Raw genomic sequence first — 17337 nt, 5'->3', positions numbered from 1 at the left:
CGGGGCGGGTGTCCGCCCCGCCGCCGTAGAAGCTGGCCGCGCGGGCTTTGCGCGCGGCCAGGCGCGTGAGGCCGGCGTCATGGCCGGCCTGCGGCGCTGGTGCGGGCTGGCGGCGCAGACAATGCGCCAGCCGCGAGCTTATGGCGGCCCATGGCAGAGCCAGGCGCCGCACGGCGATGTCGGCGACCCACAGCAGCAGGGCCGCTGCCAGAAGCGGGTAGCTCAAGTCATGGAGCACCTGCCGTGATGCCGCCGTACGGTCAAACACCTCGGCGGGATTATCCCAGTCCAGCACCCGTCCGCCGGTCAGCTGGGCCAGCTGGGTCAGTTCCTCTGCCCCGGTTCCGCTGGAAATCCGGTATTCCGGGGAGTAGGGAACGACGAAGCCCGTACCGGGAGCCGCCTGAACAGGTGTGCCGCTGCTGTGGTCTTCCAGTGACAGCAGAAATGCCCCGGGCTTTAATACATTTACTTCACCCGTGTACCGCCCCGGCGCTTCCTGGATCAGCTCTACCTGCTGGGCATCTCCTTCATCCCCGCCGACAACAGCCGTCAGCTTCTCCGGCGGAAGATCGCCATTCGTGACCACCTGCAGATTAACACGATTGCCTGCCGCCTGGGCGGTCACTTCATATGGAGAGGATTCAAACTGCGGAAATGTCCATTTCACGATTTCGGTCAATGTATCTGCAAATGCAGGCCAGGATACCCATTCTCTGGACCATTTACCGCTGAGATCACTGCTCCACGCTGCCGTTCTGCCCGATCCATACTGCCACCGGGCCAGCACCGGGTCGGGCTCCGGACTGCTCAGCACTACCTGTGCCGAGGATTTCGGCGTCGTGGCTACATAGCCCAGCAGTCCCGGCACACCCTGATCGAACAGAAACTGCCAGTCTCCTGCATTCTGAACTGCAGGAATAAACGGCTTGTCGACGATGTACGATTTCGCCAGCAGCACGGCTTCACGGCTGAAAATGGCCGGCAGCGTCGTTTCATCCTCTACGAAGTAGTAGCGGCCTTTGGCTGCTTCTGCCAGATACTGCAGCAGCACCGTATCGGAATCCATCCCGACCGCAACCGAAGACATCGTGATTTTCTGCTGAACCATGCTGTCCGTCAGCTCATCATAGCTTCCGCCCATCGCCGATTGTCCATCTGTCATCAGAATGATATGTCTGCGCTGGGTTTTGATCTCCTGCATTTCATCCAGCGCGGAAGACAGCGCAGGATAAATATTCGTACCGCCAGCACTCTGGATGCCCTGAATCGCCTCCAAAACTTCCTTCTTATCCCCCAGCTTCTGCGGAGGAACAACCCACCACGGGTTATCGTCAAAGGCAACGACACCCACGGTATCTTTGGAGCGAAGCAGCTCTACGGTACGCATGGCCGATTCCTTGGCCAGCTCCATTTTACCGCCAGCCATACTTCCTGAACGGTCTATAACCAGAATCAAGCCCAGAGAAGGAATTTCGCGTTTGCCTTCCAGCTCCATGGACACAGGCAGCGCCTTTTCGATCGGCGTCTTGAAATATCCCCCCATGCCAAAACTGTCTTCACCACCGACCATGATAAAGCCGGTGCCAAAGCTTCGGACGGACTGCTCGATGAGCTCCATCTGCTTGCCACCGACACGGCTGCCAGACACATTATTGAACACAATGCTGTCATATGCCGCATACTTGGCTGCTTCCAGGGAGAGCATTTCCGGCGGAATCACTTCGGTCCCGATCATCCCTGAATCCAGGGCTGCTGTAATATTGCCGGATGTGCCTGGTGTCCCTTCCACGATCAGTACATTGGGAGGTCCATCGACACGTGTAAAATCAAAGGCCGCATTATTTGCAGACGACTCATCGCCCTCCATGAAGATTTCAGCACGGTATCGATGCAGCCCCGGCGACTTGGCGAGGCCTTTAACCGCATAGCGGTTCTCCCCCGGGCTGACCTCTACCTGCTGGCGGCCGATTTCCCGGCTGTCCTCATAGATGCGGAGCTCGCCCGATGCAGCATACGTGCTGTTGATCAGCACTTCCACATAAAAAGCTTCCGCCTGATACAGTTTATCCGGCACCCGCAGTTCTTCTACGGCAGCATCCCGAATCTCCGGACGCGGCACAGGCAGAACATCCACGGCAATGCCGCGGTCCTTCAGCAGCCTTCCTGCTGCCGCCATATTCCCGACATTTTCTTCCCCATCTGACAGCAGGACGATTCTGGAATCCCCTCTGCCTTCGAACGCATTCGCTGCCAGCTGAAGTCCGGCCTCAAGCCCAGTGAACGCTCCCTGAACAGAAGCATTCAAGGACGCGCCTGCCTTGATGTCTGTGGAAAGCTTCCGCTCCACAGCGCCTTCCAGCCCCGTAGAGACCAGGGCGGTACCGTCTTGTTCTCCTTTTGCGTCTATGGATTCCGCTATCCATTGTTCGAGCCTTGATGTGTCACCCATGCTGTCTGAGCGGTCAGCCAAATAGACAACCTGCTTATCCCGCAGCACCGTGAAGCCGTGCAGACCGGATATGACGAAAATCAGCAGCAGAATGATCAAGGCTCTTAAACCCAAAGCCAGCTTTTTACGAAACCCGCCCAGACGAAAATCGGAGCGGTACGCATAATACAGAAAGATACCGGCTGGGATCAGCAGCAGCAGCCACCACGGCTGGCTAAATTGAACGCCCACGCTGATACACCCCCCATTCTGCCGCAATCACGGCCAGTGCTAATAGTGCAAGCCAAGGAATCAGCGAGGTCACTGCATTTGAAGAACGGTCCGCTTCTCTCTGGTTGGACCCCTCTTCATTCGGTGACGTCCCACCTGCATTCCCAGTGTTCTGGCTCACGCCCGGTCCCCTGCTTTCTGCAAGATTTCCTTCAAAAGGATCCGGTGCTGCAGCGACCCAGTAGGTCGTTTTCTCGCCGCTTTGATTCTCTTGTTCGAAACCGTATAACCCTGGAACATCAGGCACATGCTGTACAGCTGAATAACCTTTATCCGTGGCGATTGGCTCTTGTGGTGAATATCCAGCCTGCTTGCCCAGTCCTTCTAACGGTATCCACCGGGCCTTCACCGTATCTGCCGTAATCGGAATATCTGCTGCGGCACCGGCGGTATAACGTCCTAACCCTGTACTGCTGCCTGAAGTCATCCACTGCAGGGCATTGTTCACCAGCACCGGAAATTCCGAAGATAATGGAAGATCACTGTCCTGAAGGCGAAAACCAAAGGAAAGACGAGGATACCCGCCCTCTTTACCGGCATAAATGACCGGTCTGTTTCCGATTCTCACGACAGCCTCACCCCAAGACGGTTTTTCATCCGCTACAGAGCCGATATAAACGCCGCTCAGACTGAGATAGGAGGTGACCGGATGATTCTCGATGACTGTACGCCCGGTCGCGAGCCCCCCTTTTTCTTCTTCAGTCCCGAGGGTCCATAGGGGAGTTTGAGCGGTCAGCTTTGACCACTCTCCCTGCTGGTATGCCGCAGGCACCGGTCCATCCATAACAACCAGATCAAAGTCCCCTTCCGGAACGGGGACGAATGCTGTCCCCTGATCTTCCTGTCCTTCCGTTACCGCAGCCTCCGAATTGGAATCCACCTGAATGCGCGTGACCTCAGCGCCGCTGAGCTGCAGTGCTTTCTCTAAGAAAAAATTGCCGGAGGTAAGCAGCAGCACTCTGGACACCCCGTGACTCTGGCCGAATGCAAATGCTTCGTTATCGGGTGCATAAGCATCTTCACCAGAAAGCTCAAGACGATAGACATCCGCATAAGACATACCGGTGAACGTAACGGTGGACTTTTCCCCTTCCCGAACCTCAATTTCTCTGCTGGCAAGCAGTTTGCCGTCTCCATAAAGACTTGCCTCTGCAGGCTCAGCCTGCTTACTATTACTGCTGATCACGGCTACCGCTGTTACAGAACCACCCTCTGTATTCCCGCCAGAAATACCGAACTGCTCTACGGTGTGGTTTACCGGTGTTCCTCCGGTGATGGTCTCCACGCGAACCGGAACCTCAAATGCAATTTGTGCCGGATCTTCTTTCCACTGACCATCTGTAAAAATGACAACCTCTGCATCCTGTTCCTCACGAGTCAGCGCCGAGGCCAAAGAAAGGCTTTCCCTGTAGGATGCCTGGCCATAGTACGGCTGCATGGTGTCCAGCGCATCTCTGATAGCATCCCGATTGTTTTCACGGGATAACAGCGTCACCGGGCGGGCTCCTACGGTAAGCAGCGTGATCTCGCTGTTCTTGCCCTCATCGCCACTGTATTCAAGAATCCGCTCCTTCAGCAGATCCAATCTGGTCAGCCCGGAGCCGGAAGGTTCGCCGCCCTGCAGCTCCTTCTGCGCCTCTGCGCTCATGCTGCCCGAGGTATCCGCTACAATGACGATGTGCTGACTGCCGCTGCCGGACACCCGCAAGAAGGGCTGCATCAGCGCAAAGACAAGCAGTGCAGCTGCCAGCAGCTGAAGCCACAGCAGAAGGCGGTTTTGCAGCTTCTGCCAGGGACGGTTCGCCTCCAGATTTTTAAGTACACGGTCCCACAGCATGTGGCTGGAGACCGTGGTATCCAAATATTTTCGTTTGAACAAGTACATCAAGATAATGGCCGGAAGGGTCAGACCGAACCACAGGCCGAGCCAAGATTGAATTCCCAACACGTTCTCCTCCTTTTACCCCCGTACCAGGCCGGCTCCCGCCAGAATCCCGAACACGGCTTCCTGCAGCGGCATATCATCGGGAATCAGCACATAGGTCATGCCTCTTTCCGCACATACCCTGGCCAGCATCTGCCGGTAACGGTCCAGCTCCTCCCGGTAAACCTCCAAAATTTTGGAGGTCATCGCAACTTCCTTGCCGCTTCCGGTTTCAATGTCTACCAGCCGGAGATCGCCTGCCATCCGCGGCTCCAACTCCTCACGGGAAAGGACATGCACCAATACAGCTTCCTGGCCTGCTCCTGCGAGCAGTGATAACGAACGGGACAGTTCTTCCTCGCCGCCTTCCAGCCAGAAATCCGAGAAAATCCACGTCATGCCCGGCAGTCTTGGCAGTGCTCCTGGTACGGACAGCGCCTCTGCAAGGCTGCCGTCGCCTCCGATCCCAGCCTGCTGCAGGTGTGAAAACAGGCGGTGGGCCGCCCCTTTCCCCCGCAGCACTGGCAGGCGGGAGTCCATCGTCCGGCTGTAGCAGGCCAGCTGAAGACGGTCATACGAGGACAGCGCCATGTAGCCGATGCTCGCCGCCAATTGACGGGTCATCCTCCACTTGTTCCCGCTTTGATCCCCATGCTGACCACCGGGAGCCGGAGCTCCTTCACCTTCCCTGAAACTGCCGGCCATGGATGCAGAGCAGTCCACATAAAGGCTGACCATCAACTCCTGCTCATCCATGAACTGCCTTACAAAAGCCTTCCCGGTTCGTGAATATACACCCCAGTCAAAGCGTCTTACATCATCTCCAGGCGCATAAAGCCTGTAATCTGCGAATTCCAGCGATGAGCCGAGCCGGCGTGAACGCCGCTTCCCCTGCAGCGTACCCGCAACTCGTGTCCTTGACCCCAGACTGAGGCGTTCCAGACGGGTCATCCATTCCGGCGGAAGCAGATGGCCGGACCCGCTCACACTGTACGCTCCAGCTGGTCCATCACTTCCCGGATGACCTGGTCTGTCGTAACCCCCATAGCCTGACCTTCGAAATTCAGGAAGATACGGTGACGCAGTGCCGGCAGTGCGGCAGCCCGGATATCTCCTGTCGACAAGTGCATTCTTCCGCTGAACAGTGCCCGAACCTTTCCGATGGAGATGATCGCCTGCACGCCGCGAGGTCCGGAACCGAAACGAACATATCTCCGTACGCCATCCGGTGCTGTCTCCTCTTCGGGGTGAGTCATCATCAGCAGCCGTACGGCATAATCCAGCACTTCATCCGCCACCAAAATTTCCTTGGCTCCCTGCTGAATTTCAAGCAGCTCCTCTGCGGTCATCTGCTTCTCCACTCCAATTTCACGTGAAGATGTCGTCCTTTTAACAATCTCCTTCAATTCATCCGCACTGGGATAAGAAACCTCAATTTTAAGCAGGAAACGGTCCAGCTGCGCCTCTGGCAGCGGATAGGTTCCTTCATTCTCCAGCGGGTTCTGTGTCGCCAGAACAAAGAACGGTCTGGGCAGCTGATGCGTCTGGCTGCCCACAGTTACCGTCTTCTCCTGCATCGCTTCCAGCAGTGCACTTTGTGTTTTCGGTGTGGCCCGGTTGATCTCATCGGCCAGCACAATGCTGCTGAACAGCGGTCCTTTTTGAAACGACATACCTGTGCTTCCCTGCTGCCCGAAAGATAAAATATTCGTTCCCGTGATATCACTCGGCATCAGATCAGGGGTGAACTGGATGCGGGAGAAGGACAGATCAAGCGCTTTGGATACGGTACTGACCAGCATGGTTTTACCGAGTCCCGGGATTCCTTCCAGCAGCGCATGGCCGCCGGCAAAAATACACCAAAGCATCTGCTCCACAACTTCCTCCTGCCCGACAATTACCTCTCCGATCTGGTTTCTCAGCTTTTCGACCTGCTCCATCCATTCCTTGGGTTTCATTGTCAATTCAGACATTCGCTGTCCTGCCTCTCTTTATATCGTTCATTTCATTCACTACGGATTCGGATTGATCTGTGTAAAATAATCCTCCACCAGCCCCTGCATCTGCTCCGGAAGCTGATTGCGTCCCAGCGACCGGCGCGCTTCAGCGGCGTAGTCTTTATACACTTCTTCATAAGGCCGTGCGGTACCCGGAACAGTCGGCGAGACGCCGCCTTTCTGAATGTCTCCGCCTTTACCGTTCAGAGCGCCCTTGTCATTCTGTACATTTCCGCTGCCCTGAAGATCACGAGGTGTGGTTACGAGCTCACGGCCGCCTGATCCCAGACCTGCGCCGCCACCCTGTCCCGCTCCTCCGGAACCACCGCTCCCACTGCCTGAACCGCTGCCTGAACCTTGGCCAGATCCAGATCCTTGTCCTGCCCCCTGTCCTGTTCCTTGGCCCGATCCTCCACTTCCTTCACCTTCACCGGAAGATCCATCGCCACCTTCACCCTGCTCACCGCCTGCACCTTCTCCCAGTCCGGCTTGAGCCAGCGCTTCTGCGCTGCCTCCGCTGCTCCAGCTATCTGATACCGGCATGCCTGCAGCAGCCATCTGATCAGCCAGGCTTAACCCTTGGGACGCCAGTGCAGATGCCAGCTCAGATGCTGCCTTGGAGGCCGCTTCAGAACCATTTTTTGCTTCCGCTGCCTTTGCCAGCTCTTCTGCCAGCTTCTGCAGGGCTTCCTCCTGCTCCTGCGTAAGTCCCTTCTCCTGGAGCGCTTCAGCTGCTTTTTTCAGAGCCTCCTGAAGCTGTTCTGCCTGTTTCTTGGCTGCTTCTTCTGCAAACTTCTTCAGTTCATCCGACAGCTTGGATTTTTCTTCTGGGGACATTTGTTTAAGACCATCCGACAGCTTCTTCATGTCCTGCTTCATCTGCTGACTCTTTCCTTGCTGCAGGCTCTTTCCAGCTTGAGCGAGCTGAGGAAGATTCATCATTTTCTGTGCTAGCTCAGACAGGGATTTAGACTTCTCCTCCTGCTGCTTCGCTGTTTTCTCCATCTCTTTCATACTCTCTTCCAGCTTCTCCAGTGCTTTTTCAGGATCCTTCTGGGCAGAAAGCTGCTTTTTCAATGCTTCAATCTGCTCCTGAAGCTTCTTCTTGTCTTCCGGATTCTCCAGCTTATCCTGCATCTGTTCCGCCAGCTTTTCCGTTTCCTGAACCTGTTCCTTGATCCACTTTCGCTGCTCCTTGGCAGCCTCAACTTTTTGATCCATCGGATTCGGAATCCACATCAGAATCAGCAGAGCAGCCAGACCGGCACTGCAGATAATAATTGGCTTTTTCCGGCTGGGGGCAGGCATGCGCTCCTTGAGAGAAGATATAAATGAGCTGCCGTAGCTTTCTGCCTGCTGCCGCTGATATCGCACGGCCGGCGATTCATCATGCTGAAAAGATAGAGCGGTGACCATCATGTCACTCCGCTCGCCATCCTCCGGAGATTTGTCCATAGTAGCTGCAGCGTCCTTCAATGGCACACGCTGGAGCCATCCCCACAGCATTCCGCCGAGCAGACCTGCAGCCGGAATGATGAATGCCGCCGTTCTTAACCATGGAATCGGGAAGAAACGGCCTGCCAGCAGAAGCAGCATGGCCGCTGCCAGCCCGCCGGCAAATCCGTACAAGGCATAAGCCAACATTTTGAAGCCCTGCAGCCTCCGGCGTGCAGCATTGATGATCCGCAGTATGTTATCCATGAGGCCCACCCCCTTCTTTTTTTGCGATTGCGATTATGAACTAATTTCGTTATTCTCCCAAGGTTTCAACAGGCTTCTTGGTCTTCTGTCGTCCCAATCGCCCCCGTTTCACTGGACGAATCCGGCGTATGGCGATCCACAGGGCAATGACAATGACTACCGAGTAGACCAGTACAAACTCCAGCCACAGCTGAATCGGAGCTTTACTGTTAATCGTGCTGCCTCCGCTCATGAGAGAGAACACTTCCTTCGAGAACGTAGGCTCAAATATGCTGATCAGGGCACCCCCGGGATTCAACCCCAAAATATAGCCAACCCATGAATTCACAGGCGGAGTTGTCGCTCCACTCATCATATAGTTCCGCTGAACAATGCCCATAAAGAACAGGAACAGCAGGCCGGTTACGAGGAAAATAATCAAACCCACACCGTAGGTTACGATAATGGCTACAATGGTCCGCTTGAACAGGGTAGAGAACAATATGCCAAGCGAGCCAAGCAGCAGCATCACAAATAAGTAAAACAAGAACACCGATACCAGCTGCTTCGGCGAAATGCCTCCGTACAGAAATACTATACTGTAGACCGGCAGGGTCGCGAGTACAATCAGGGTCATAAAGCTGAGCGAGGAAACCAGCTTGCTCAGCACGATCGTGGCCGAGCTCTGCTGGGTTGTCAGCAGCATACTGAGCGTCTGCTTCTCCCGCTCGCTGCTGATCACACCCGCCGTCAATGCAGGCGCCATAAAGGCAATCAGCACCAGCTGGGCAAAGCTCAGTACATAAAACATCGTCCGACTCATGGACGGGTCAAAGCGCTGCTGGCCGCCGCGGCCCAGATATAAAAACATATAGATAAATGCCATGGCTACCGCACCCAGTGCCAGCACATACAGCAGCACCGACAGCATAGATTTCGGGGATCTCATCCGTAGACGAAACTCCTTATCCAGCACAGGGTTGATCCATTTTCTGCTCCAATTCATATTCATGCCGAAGGCCCCCCTTTCGTAATTTCAAGAAACACATCTTCCAGATTACTCTGCGCTTCCTGAAAGGATACGACAGGGATTCCCCAGGAAATAACCTGGCGGAGGAGCTCACTTTGCTGAGCATCATCCCCGCTGTAATGTACATGCACGCCCGTATTGTCGGACAATACAGAGCTGACGAACGGCTCATCACGCAGCTTTTCGGCCAAGCTGTTCTCCTGATCCAGGGTCCTGATATGAATGACTTTTTTGACCCGGAGACGGTTCTGGATGTCCGCTACCTTCCCCTGTGCAATCATCTCACCATGTTCAATGACGCCGATCTCATCCACCATCTCCGCAAGCTCAGGCAGAATGTGTGAAGAGATAATAATCGTCTTGCCCATCAGCTTCAGCTCTTTCAAAATTTCACGCATTTCAATCCGTGCCCGGGGATCCAGCCCCGATGCCGGCTCATCCAGGATCAGAACATCCGGATCATGTACCAGACAACGGGCGAGACACAGCCGCTGCTTCATGCCGCGGGACAAACTGTCCACATAGCTGTCGGCTTTGTTACTCAGATTCACAAGATCCAGCAGCTGGGGAATCAGTTTCTCACGGTCTGGCCGCGGTATGCCATAGCTCGCTCCATAAAAGTGAAGATATTCCGTGGCCTTCAGCTGATCGTACACTCCGAAGAAGTCAGGCATATATCCAATGCGTTTCCGGACTTCTTTCGGATAATCCGTCACTTCATATCCTCCCACCTTTGCCGTACCCGAGGTTGGCAGCGCAAGGGTTGCAAGAATGGACATCGTGGTGGATTTGCCGGCCCCGTTCGGCCCGACAAATCCGAACACGGTACCTTTTTCGATATCAAGACTGATATTTTTCAGCGCCTCAAATGTTCCATATTTTTTACTTAAGTTTCTGATTTCGATCATTTATTTCACTTCCCCCTTCAAGGACAGCTGCGGCAGTTGGAACATTCCCTGACTGGTCGAATTAATGCTAAAACGGATTCTGTTATCCACCACGTATCGCTCTGGATTTTCTTTCACCGTGAACACATTCTGATCCGCAGGCACAGGCTCCCATTCGCTGGTCTCCACATTCCAGATCTCCATCGTCATGGAATTGCCCAGTTTGACTCCCTTGATGGAAAACTCGGAATACTCCGCTTCGACGGCAGGCATGAGCGGGAACTCCATGACCACACTGCCCTGCCCCAATTCCACACCATGAGGGTAAATCATAAAATTAGGCGCATTTGCTTGCGTGACTTGCGGTGTAATGAAGCCGTATGGAATGTTAATGGCTCCATTTTGGCCCCATTGTATGTCTACAGGCTGGACCCAGAAATTCAGCTGGTCGCTCTCGATCGCTTTGCCTTTTAACGTATAGTTGGTCAGATCATCCTCACTCCATCCGAATATATAGGCGTTATTCATAAATACACCCGGCTGGTAGCTGTAGCTCTGTACAATCTGGCGTTCACGCGTATACTTATCGTTCATACCATTGGGTCCATACGGGTACAGCTGATCGCTCAAATTCCCGCTGACCTGCTTGATCAACTTTTTGTCTGTCGGAATATCAGCGGAACCGTCCTGAGGAATATCCCCCAGCAGGAAGGCTCTTCCTCCGACCACCAGTACGACCTGCTTGAGATCATTCAGTGTCTCATTTCTTACCTTGCCGACAACCTCACCCTTGTCATTAAGATCAACAACGACGGCCAGCTGACCGCGTTCCTGAGGAAGCGGATTGTCTGCTGACACCTTGGCGAGTGACCATTGCGGCATATCGCGCAGCTCAAGCGACGTCTGTCCGTTATCCATCCGAATAAAGCTCTTGTTCTCAGACAGTCCGCCGCCGAATCCACCGTTGTTTCTGTACGTTTTCAGATAGGTGTTTTCAGGGAATTCCAACTCATAATCTCCACTTCTCGGTGTGAAAAAAGCAGAAGCAGATGATGTCATTCCTTTGCCCTCACCGTCCAGTTCTATCACATTCAGGGTATGGGCCATTTCTTTGGTTTTGTCAGCAGACCCCACCACATAAACGGCAGCGCTCGCTACCACAGCGATTAGCGGAATCAGAAACCATGCCCATTCTCGTTTGTCCGCTTTTTTGAGAATAAAATACAGCAGCGGTGCGGCCACAACGGCATAAATGATCAGCATCCACAGCAGCATCGGGAAGGATGGCATTTTAATAGAAGGAAAATAATCCAGTGCATAGCTCAGGCTGTCCATCATAGATCCGCCATAGTAGCCGTTATTCGTCATGGGCAGTTCATTGCGAAGCAGGGAAGCCCAGGCCGCAGGATGTCCTGCCCAGGAGTTAACAGGCTCCATGCTGACATCGTAGGCTGCATACCATACCTTGCCGAGATCCGCCTTGCGGTAAGCAAACAGCGGCGCATCCGATGTCATGCTCTCCACTACCGTTCCTTCTGCCGGGGTTCCTGTGGATATGGTAAAGTTCCCGTCCAGATTTAACGCCTTGCCGCCAAGCTTCTCCAGTTCCGGCATTTCGGTCACTTCCGATGTTCCGTTCGACTGCAGCGGCGCGATATCAGCAAAAGGCGCGGCCGTCTTGCTGTAACCGGCTCCCCCGGCCAGCACCAGTGTACCGCCTGATCTCACCCAGCTTTTAACCGCATCCTGCTGCGGCTGGGAAAGCGTATCTGAAGCAAAATTGTTGATGACCAGCACGTCGAGACCGTCCATGAGCATCGCGTCATCATACATATTTTCTGCTCTCAGCGGAATTTTCAACAGATTGCTGCCTTTGCCGTTCAGTGTACTCAGAAAGTTCATCGTATCCGGATCATCGGATAGAACGCCGACCATTCCGCTCGACACCGCTGATTTACTCACATATTTCTTGCCGCCTACAAAAGGGACTGGCTTCCCTTTACGGTAAGAATCTTCATAAAATGAAATCTCATTGTTGTCCTTGTTGTAGGAGTTGCCCGGGATCCCGATTGTCACTTCCTTCTCCGTATCCTTGGGGAGATCCACTCGCTGGACATACGAAGCCTCTTCGCCCATTCCATTATTGTTTTGAATACGTATGACGATATCTCCAGTTAAATCCTCACTGCTTTTGAGCACCAGCTTGAGCGGATTCCAGGTTCCCTGTTTGATCCACCCGCCGCCGTAGCCAATTTCCATCTTCAATTCAATCTCAGGTCCGTCGGCAAATGCAGTACCCTGCAGCGGATACGGCAGTGCCGATACCATCAGGATGACTGCCAGCAGCAGCATCCCGCCTGTTCTCTTCATCAATGACAACAAAATAATGATTCCCCTCTCTCACAAATTGACGCTTTATTCCATTATGCAGGTACCAGCTTTTCAAGCCGGCTTCACCCTTATGGTATTAATGACGAGTGTTCTTACTTAAAAGTTTGCTTTGATGTGTGTTATGTAAAAAATAAATGTGGAGCCGCAGCATATGAAAACACCCCGCTCCTCAAAAACAGGAGCGGGGTGTCATGCTGCTAAAATACGACCGTCTTGTTGTGATGCACCAGAATGCGGTCTTCAATATGCCATTTCACAGCTCTGGCCAGCACCACACGTTCAATGGTGCGGCCAATCCGCTTCAGCTCGGCCACCTCATCGCGATGGCTGACCCGCTGTACGTCCTGTTCGATAATCGGTCCGCCGTCCAGCTCCTCTGTGACATAGTGAGCAGTAGCACCGATAATTTTGACGCCGCGGTTGTAGGCTTGTGCATAAGGTTTCCCGCCCACAAATGCCGGAAGGAAAGAGTGATGAATATTGATGATCCGGTTGCGATAATGCTTGATAAACAGCGGCGAGATGATCTGCATATAGCGGGCAAGAATGATTACGTCGATATCGTCACCGATGACTTCCAGCTGTCTTCTCTCCGCCTCCGGCTTGGTATCGGCCGTCACCGGAATATGGTGGTACGGAATCCCGAACGATTCCACATACTCCTTCATATCCGTATGATTGCTGACCACCATCGCAATATCGGCATCCAGGTCGCCTGCCTGCCACTGCCACAGCAGCTCCACCAGACAGTGATCCTCTTTGGATACAAAAATGGCCAGACGTTTCTTGCGGGCCGTATTGTAGATATTCCATTCCATGTTGAATGTTTCAGCCACTTCGGTAAAAGACGACTCCAGTTCCGGCAGCTTATGGGCAAGCTCAGGCAGGTCGAATTCGACGCGCATAAAAAACATGCCTCCCGCCGGATCCATCGTATATTGATCCGACTGCACAATGTTCGCTCCATGCTCATGCAGGAAGCGGGATACCGCTGCTACGATGCCTGGTCCATCTGGACATGCGATGAGCATGCGGGCCCGGTCCTGATGCTCAGGCGCGGACTGAAGATTTTTGTTGATGTGAATATCCATGTGCTGTGTGCTCCTTCTATATGTTTCTTCTATAATTATTCTGAGAGGACTTACTTTCCTTGTCCGGCCAGCCAAGCGATGATGCGCTGGTTGATCCCTTCCTCGCTCAGATCCGGGAGCAGACCCGCGCCGGTTACGAGATCGTAGAGGCGCTCCATCGGCTCACGGGGATCTGCCTTTTTGGCTTTGGCATCCGTTTTCAGTACATTCCATGTGTCCAGCACGAACTTACGTCCTTCGATGCCCTGACCGGCGAAGAATGCTGCGAGTTCCTGCACCTGGGGCAGAAACTCGGAACCGAAACGTTCCTCTACATTGCCGCGCAGAAGCGCAATCTCTATTTCATACATCGGACGCTGTGTTTTGGCATCTTTACCGATCCATGGCGTCTCCAGAATGAATGGACGTCCCTGCAGCCGTTCATGATGAACCACTTTCTGGATGGCATCATACCCGATCCAGCCTGTACCCAGCGGCGTATGACGGTCTTTGGCTGCGCCGCGCGGATTCTTGCTGTCATTCAAGTGAACTACCGTGAGCCGGTCCAGTCCAATCCATCGGTCAAACTCGTCCAGGACGCCATCGAGATCTTCAACGATGTCATAACCTGCATCGTGGACGTGACAGGTATCCAAACAAATCGCCAGACGGTCATTATATTTTACTTTGTCAATAATTTGGGCGATCTCTTCGAAACTGCGGCCCATTTCCGTGCCTTTGCCGGCCATGGTTTCAAGCGCAATCTTGACTTCCGTCTCACCCGTGCCCCCGAGCACTTCATTGAGACCTTCCGCGATCCGTCCGATTCCGTATTCGGCATCCTTATCTGTAAAGGCACCGGGATGCAGCACGATGTTCTTCACACCGACAGCATGTGTCCGGCGGATCTCTTCCTGGAGGAAACTGACCGCAAGCTCGTACGTGTTAGGCTTGTACGAACCGAGATTAATAATGTAAGGTGCATGGACCACTATTTCTTCGATACCACACTCCTGCATCAGGCCTTTGCCCTCTTCCAGAAACATACTCTCGATCGGCTTGCGCCGTGTGTTCTGCGGTGCACCGGTATATATCATAAACGAGCTGGAGCCATAAGATTTGGCCTCCTCAGCCGCTGTCAGCAGCCCTTGTCCGGAGAAGGACACGTGGGAACCGATTTTCAGCATATGTTGCATCCCCCTTATTTCACACAATTATCACCTATTTTAGCCTGAAAGCTGAAATAAATCTAGAAATGCGATATAATTCTTAACAAAGGTTATCGTGGACTTGAATTCATAGAGGTGATATATACAATGCTGAACACTGCACCGGTATTCCGGTTTCTCACCACCACTGCACCGCCATCATGGTTTATGAATTCCATCGCCTTCTGGGGCTGGGTCATGCTGGGCGTGATGTGCATCGGCGGATTTTTTATGTTCCGCAAATTTTTGAAGGTGCTGCCCAAGGCGGACGGGAAGTCCAAGCTGGACTGGCAGAACTATTGGGTAGAACGAAGCAGGCCGCTCTGGAATGATGAGTCTAAAGCATTCTTGAATGAACTGGTTCAGCCCGTACCGGGTCCCTTCCGGGACATCGCCAAGCACTCCATCGCTGCTGAAATCGGCAAAATCGCCGTGGAAAGCGGTGCACATGAAGTCAATAGAGACCACTGCATCAAGGGATATATCGTCGCTACCCCGCGCCGGGATTACAAATTCCTGATGAGCTTCCTGCAGAAAAAAGGAATTGATTACGCGCCTTATCAGCACTTGCTCAATAAATAACGCATGAAGACCGCTGGCCCGAGAATGGGACAGCGGTCTTTTGTTGTTGTGCTCGTCCATTACGAGGCCCTGAAGGTATATTGGCCGCCTGCAATGACAAATACATCGCCTTCCTCCAGCGGATAATCCTTATAAGCAATCATCGGCTCTCCCTTTAGCAGCGTTCCATTCTTGGATCCCAGGTCTTTGATTCTGTACCCTTCCGGACTCCGGAACAGCTCGACATGAGCACGTGATATGCCCGATGAGGCAGCGACATACTGCGCCACTTCCTCCGAGCGTCCAATAATGAAATGAGCCTGACGCAGTTCAACGCGCTCGTGTTCCCGCTGGGAAGGCAGCGAGACTTCCAGGTACGGAGAAGGCTTGTGTTGCAGCGAAGTCATAGATCCAGCACCCGGTTCACGCTGAGGTTGAAGCAAAACCGTGCCAGCATCTGCTGGAGCAAAAGCTGATGCAATCTCTGTATTCACGCTGTAATGATCTCCCTGCCTGCGGAAAGAATCACCTGCCTGGGAGTCGGATGCTTCCACGTCATCATGCTGTGATGGAGGAAAGCCCCATCTCCAGTTCTCTTTCGAAAGATCTGATGAATCACGATGAGCGGAAACCGGAGTTGAAGACGGTGAAGATCCGGCCCGGTTCGACAGCAGTCCGGTAAGTCTCTCCATCTGAAAACGGAATTTCCCGGACCTGGCTTCCTGAAAATCCAGTGATCCTGAATCCTCGTCAGCTATTTTCTGCGGACGTGTGAACACGGACGCTGCATGCCTCATCTTTCCCTTCCAGCCCAAGAAGGATATCACACCCACGACGACGGATGCTGCAGCAGAAATCATCATGGCAGCCGTACCTGGAGAGCTCATATATAGAAAGCGCCAGATAGCTGCCATTCCTAACAGACCACCCAGAAGCCAATATATCCTCGCAGGTGATTCTTCGCCCTCTTCCTCCAGTTCCCCTAAAGCATCACCACCCCAATCGTCATCCAGGTTCTCAGGCGGAGGGAACCATCCTCTGTTATGATGTGATGGTTTTGCAGGGATTTCCGTCTGGATCGTATGAAGCTGGAATGGCGGCGTGGAACCACTTCGCACGTTATCTTGATTCAGCACGGAATCCGTGCTAACTGCTTCCTTTGGTTGTATATGAGGTGGCTGGACATGTTTCTGGGCTCCACGCTGCGGCTGCATATGCTGTGGCTGGACATGCTCTGGTTGGGGATGGTGCGCTTTCGCAGTGTTCGGGATGATATCCCCATCATCCTCTGCCATCAATTCCAGCAATAACGTCTTCAAACCGCCGAGGTTGAAGTCCTCACGGCCGCAGAACTGTATCAACGTCTGAATACCGTTTCCCTTGAGTTCCCGTATGGAAGTCAGAAGCCTAGTCAGCAGGTCCCTGATGCCAGAACCAAGCCCTTGATCTCCCAGGGATGCACCTTGTACCAGTGGAAGATACGTCAAGTAAACCATACCGGATTGAATAGAACCTTCCATGAACATATAATTTTCATCCAGAATATACTGCTCTGCTCTAAGCAAATATTTTGAACTGTCTTCCAGGGTCGTGATCACCTGAAGCAGCAGGGCATAACATTCAGTCAGACTGAGCTTTTCGGTTTTCAGCGCTTGAGCTAACATTTTTTTGCCCGTAATATTGTATTCCAGCGTAATATTGAAATCCATCTCCTTGAGAAACAAGGGCAGGAAATGAGGCATCTTTACGGCACGGATCATCCCCATTTGAACCTCGCTGATCTCGGATCTGTCCAGTCTCTCTTCCCTGCAGAGTACCATAAACGTCCCATTATCTTGAACAAAGTCACGTGTCAGTCCGAACACGG

Annotated in this window: 12 protein-coding genes; 1 reads left to right on the top strand and 11 read right to left on the bottom strand. The window is 53.3% G+C overall.

The genetic code is table 11. The annotated features are described in order from the left end of the window. From HII30_RS08525 to HII30_RS08480, 10 genes are all read right to left on the bottom strand, one after another. A partial coding sequence (locus HII30_RS08525) for a VWA domain-containing protein (protein ID WP_169504572.1) occupies window positions 1–2683 on the bottom strand: 2683 nt, incomplete at its 3' end. Beyond that, window positions 2667–4670 carry a vWA domain-containing protein gene (locus tag HII30_RS08520; RefSeq protein WP_343045082.1) on the bottom strand — a complete coding sequence of 668 codons (2004 nt, stop codon included), beginning with the start codon at window positions 4668–4670 and terminating at the stop codon, window positions 2667–2669. The genes HII30_RS08520 and HII30_RS08525, both read right to left, overlap by 17 nt. Window positions 4671–4682: 12 nt before the next feature. After that, window positions 4683–5633 carry a DUF58 domain-containing protein gene (locus tag HII30_RS08515; RefSeq protein WP_169504570.1) on the bottom strand — a complete coding sequence of 317 codons (951 nt, stop codon included), beginning with the start codon at window positions 5631–5633 and terminating at the stop codon, window positions 4683–4685. Continuing rightward, a complete protein-coding gene (locus tag HII30_RS08510) occupies window positions 5630–6619 on the bottom strand; it encodes an AAA family ATPase (protein WP_169504569.1) in 990 nt (329 codons plus the stop codon). The genes HII30_RS08515 and HII30_RS08510 overlap by 4 nt, the downstream gene beginning before the upstream one ends. Before the next feature lie 39 nt (window positions 6620–6658). After that, window positions 6659–8344 carry a phage tail tape measure protein gene (locus tag HII30_RS08505; RefSeq protein WP_169504568.1) on the bottom strand — a complete coding sequence of 562 codons (1686 nt, stop codon included), beginning with the start codon at window positions 8342–8344 and terminating at the stop codon, window positions 6659–6661. Window positions 8345–8393: 49 nt separating this feature from the next. Then, window positions 8394–9329, bottom strand: coding sequence for an ABC transporter permease (locus tag HII30_RS08500; RefSeq protein ID WP_169504602.1), 936 nt, complete (start codon window positions 9327–9329; stop codon window positions 8394–8396). 2 nt (window positions 9330–9331) lie between these two features. After that, the gene (locus HII30_RS08495) at window positions 9332–10261 is read right to left on the bottom strand and encodes an ABC transporter ATP-binding protein (RefSeq protein WP_169504567.1); all 930 of its coding nucleotides are present in this window, start codon (window positions 10259–10261) and stop codon (window positions 9332–9334) included. After that, a complete protein-coding gene (locus tag HII30_RS08490; protein ID WP_169504601.1) occupies window positions 10262–12610 on the bottom strand; it encodes a DUF7408 domain-containing protein in 2349 nt (782 codons plus the stop codon). A gap of 218 nt (window positions 12611–12828) precedes the next feature. Beyond that, a complete protein-coding gene (gene purU / locus HII30_RS08485; protein WP_169504566.1) occupies window positions 12829–13722 on the bottom strand; it encodes a formyltetrahydrofolate deformylase in 894 nt (297 codons plus the stop codon). A 50-nt stretch (window positions 13723–13772) separates the two neighbouring features. Then, entirely contained in the window at window positions 13773–14888 is a 1116-nt protein-coding gene (locus HII30_RS08480) for a deoxyribonuclease IV (protein WP_169504565.1), read from the bottom strand. 129 nt (window positions 14889–15017) lie between these two features. Between HII30_RS08480 and HII30_RS08475 the strand changes: the two genes are divergently transcribed. Further along, window positions 15018–15491 carry a DUF2621 domain-containing protein gene (locus HII30_RS08475; protein ID WP_169504564.1) on the top strand — a complete coding sequence of 158 codons (474 nt, stop codon included), beginning with the start codon at window positions 15018–15020 and terminating at the stop codon, window positions 15489–15491. Window positions 15492–15550: 59 nt separating this feature from the next. Here the strand turns inward: HII30_RS08475 and HII30_RS08470 are convergent, their stop codons facing one another. Next, window positions 15551–17335, bottom strand: a complete 1785-nt coding sequence (locus HII30_RS08470) for a DUF6382 domain-containing protein (RefSeq protein ID WP_169504563.1) — start codon at window positions 17333–17335, stop codon at window positions 15551–15553. Window positions 17336–17337 lie beyond the last annotated feature (2 nt).

Origin of the sequence: Paenibacillus lemnae (genome assembly GCF_012933385.1) — a bacterium.
Taxonomy (GTDB): Bacteria; Bacillota; Bacilli; order Paenibacillales; family Paenibacillaceae; genus Paenibacillus_AQ; species Paenibacillus_AQ lemnae.
The sequence above is the reverse complement of the archived record's forward strand: the minus strand, read 5'-3'. Positions and strand labels throughout refer to the sequence as shown.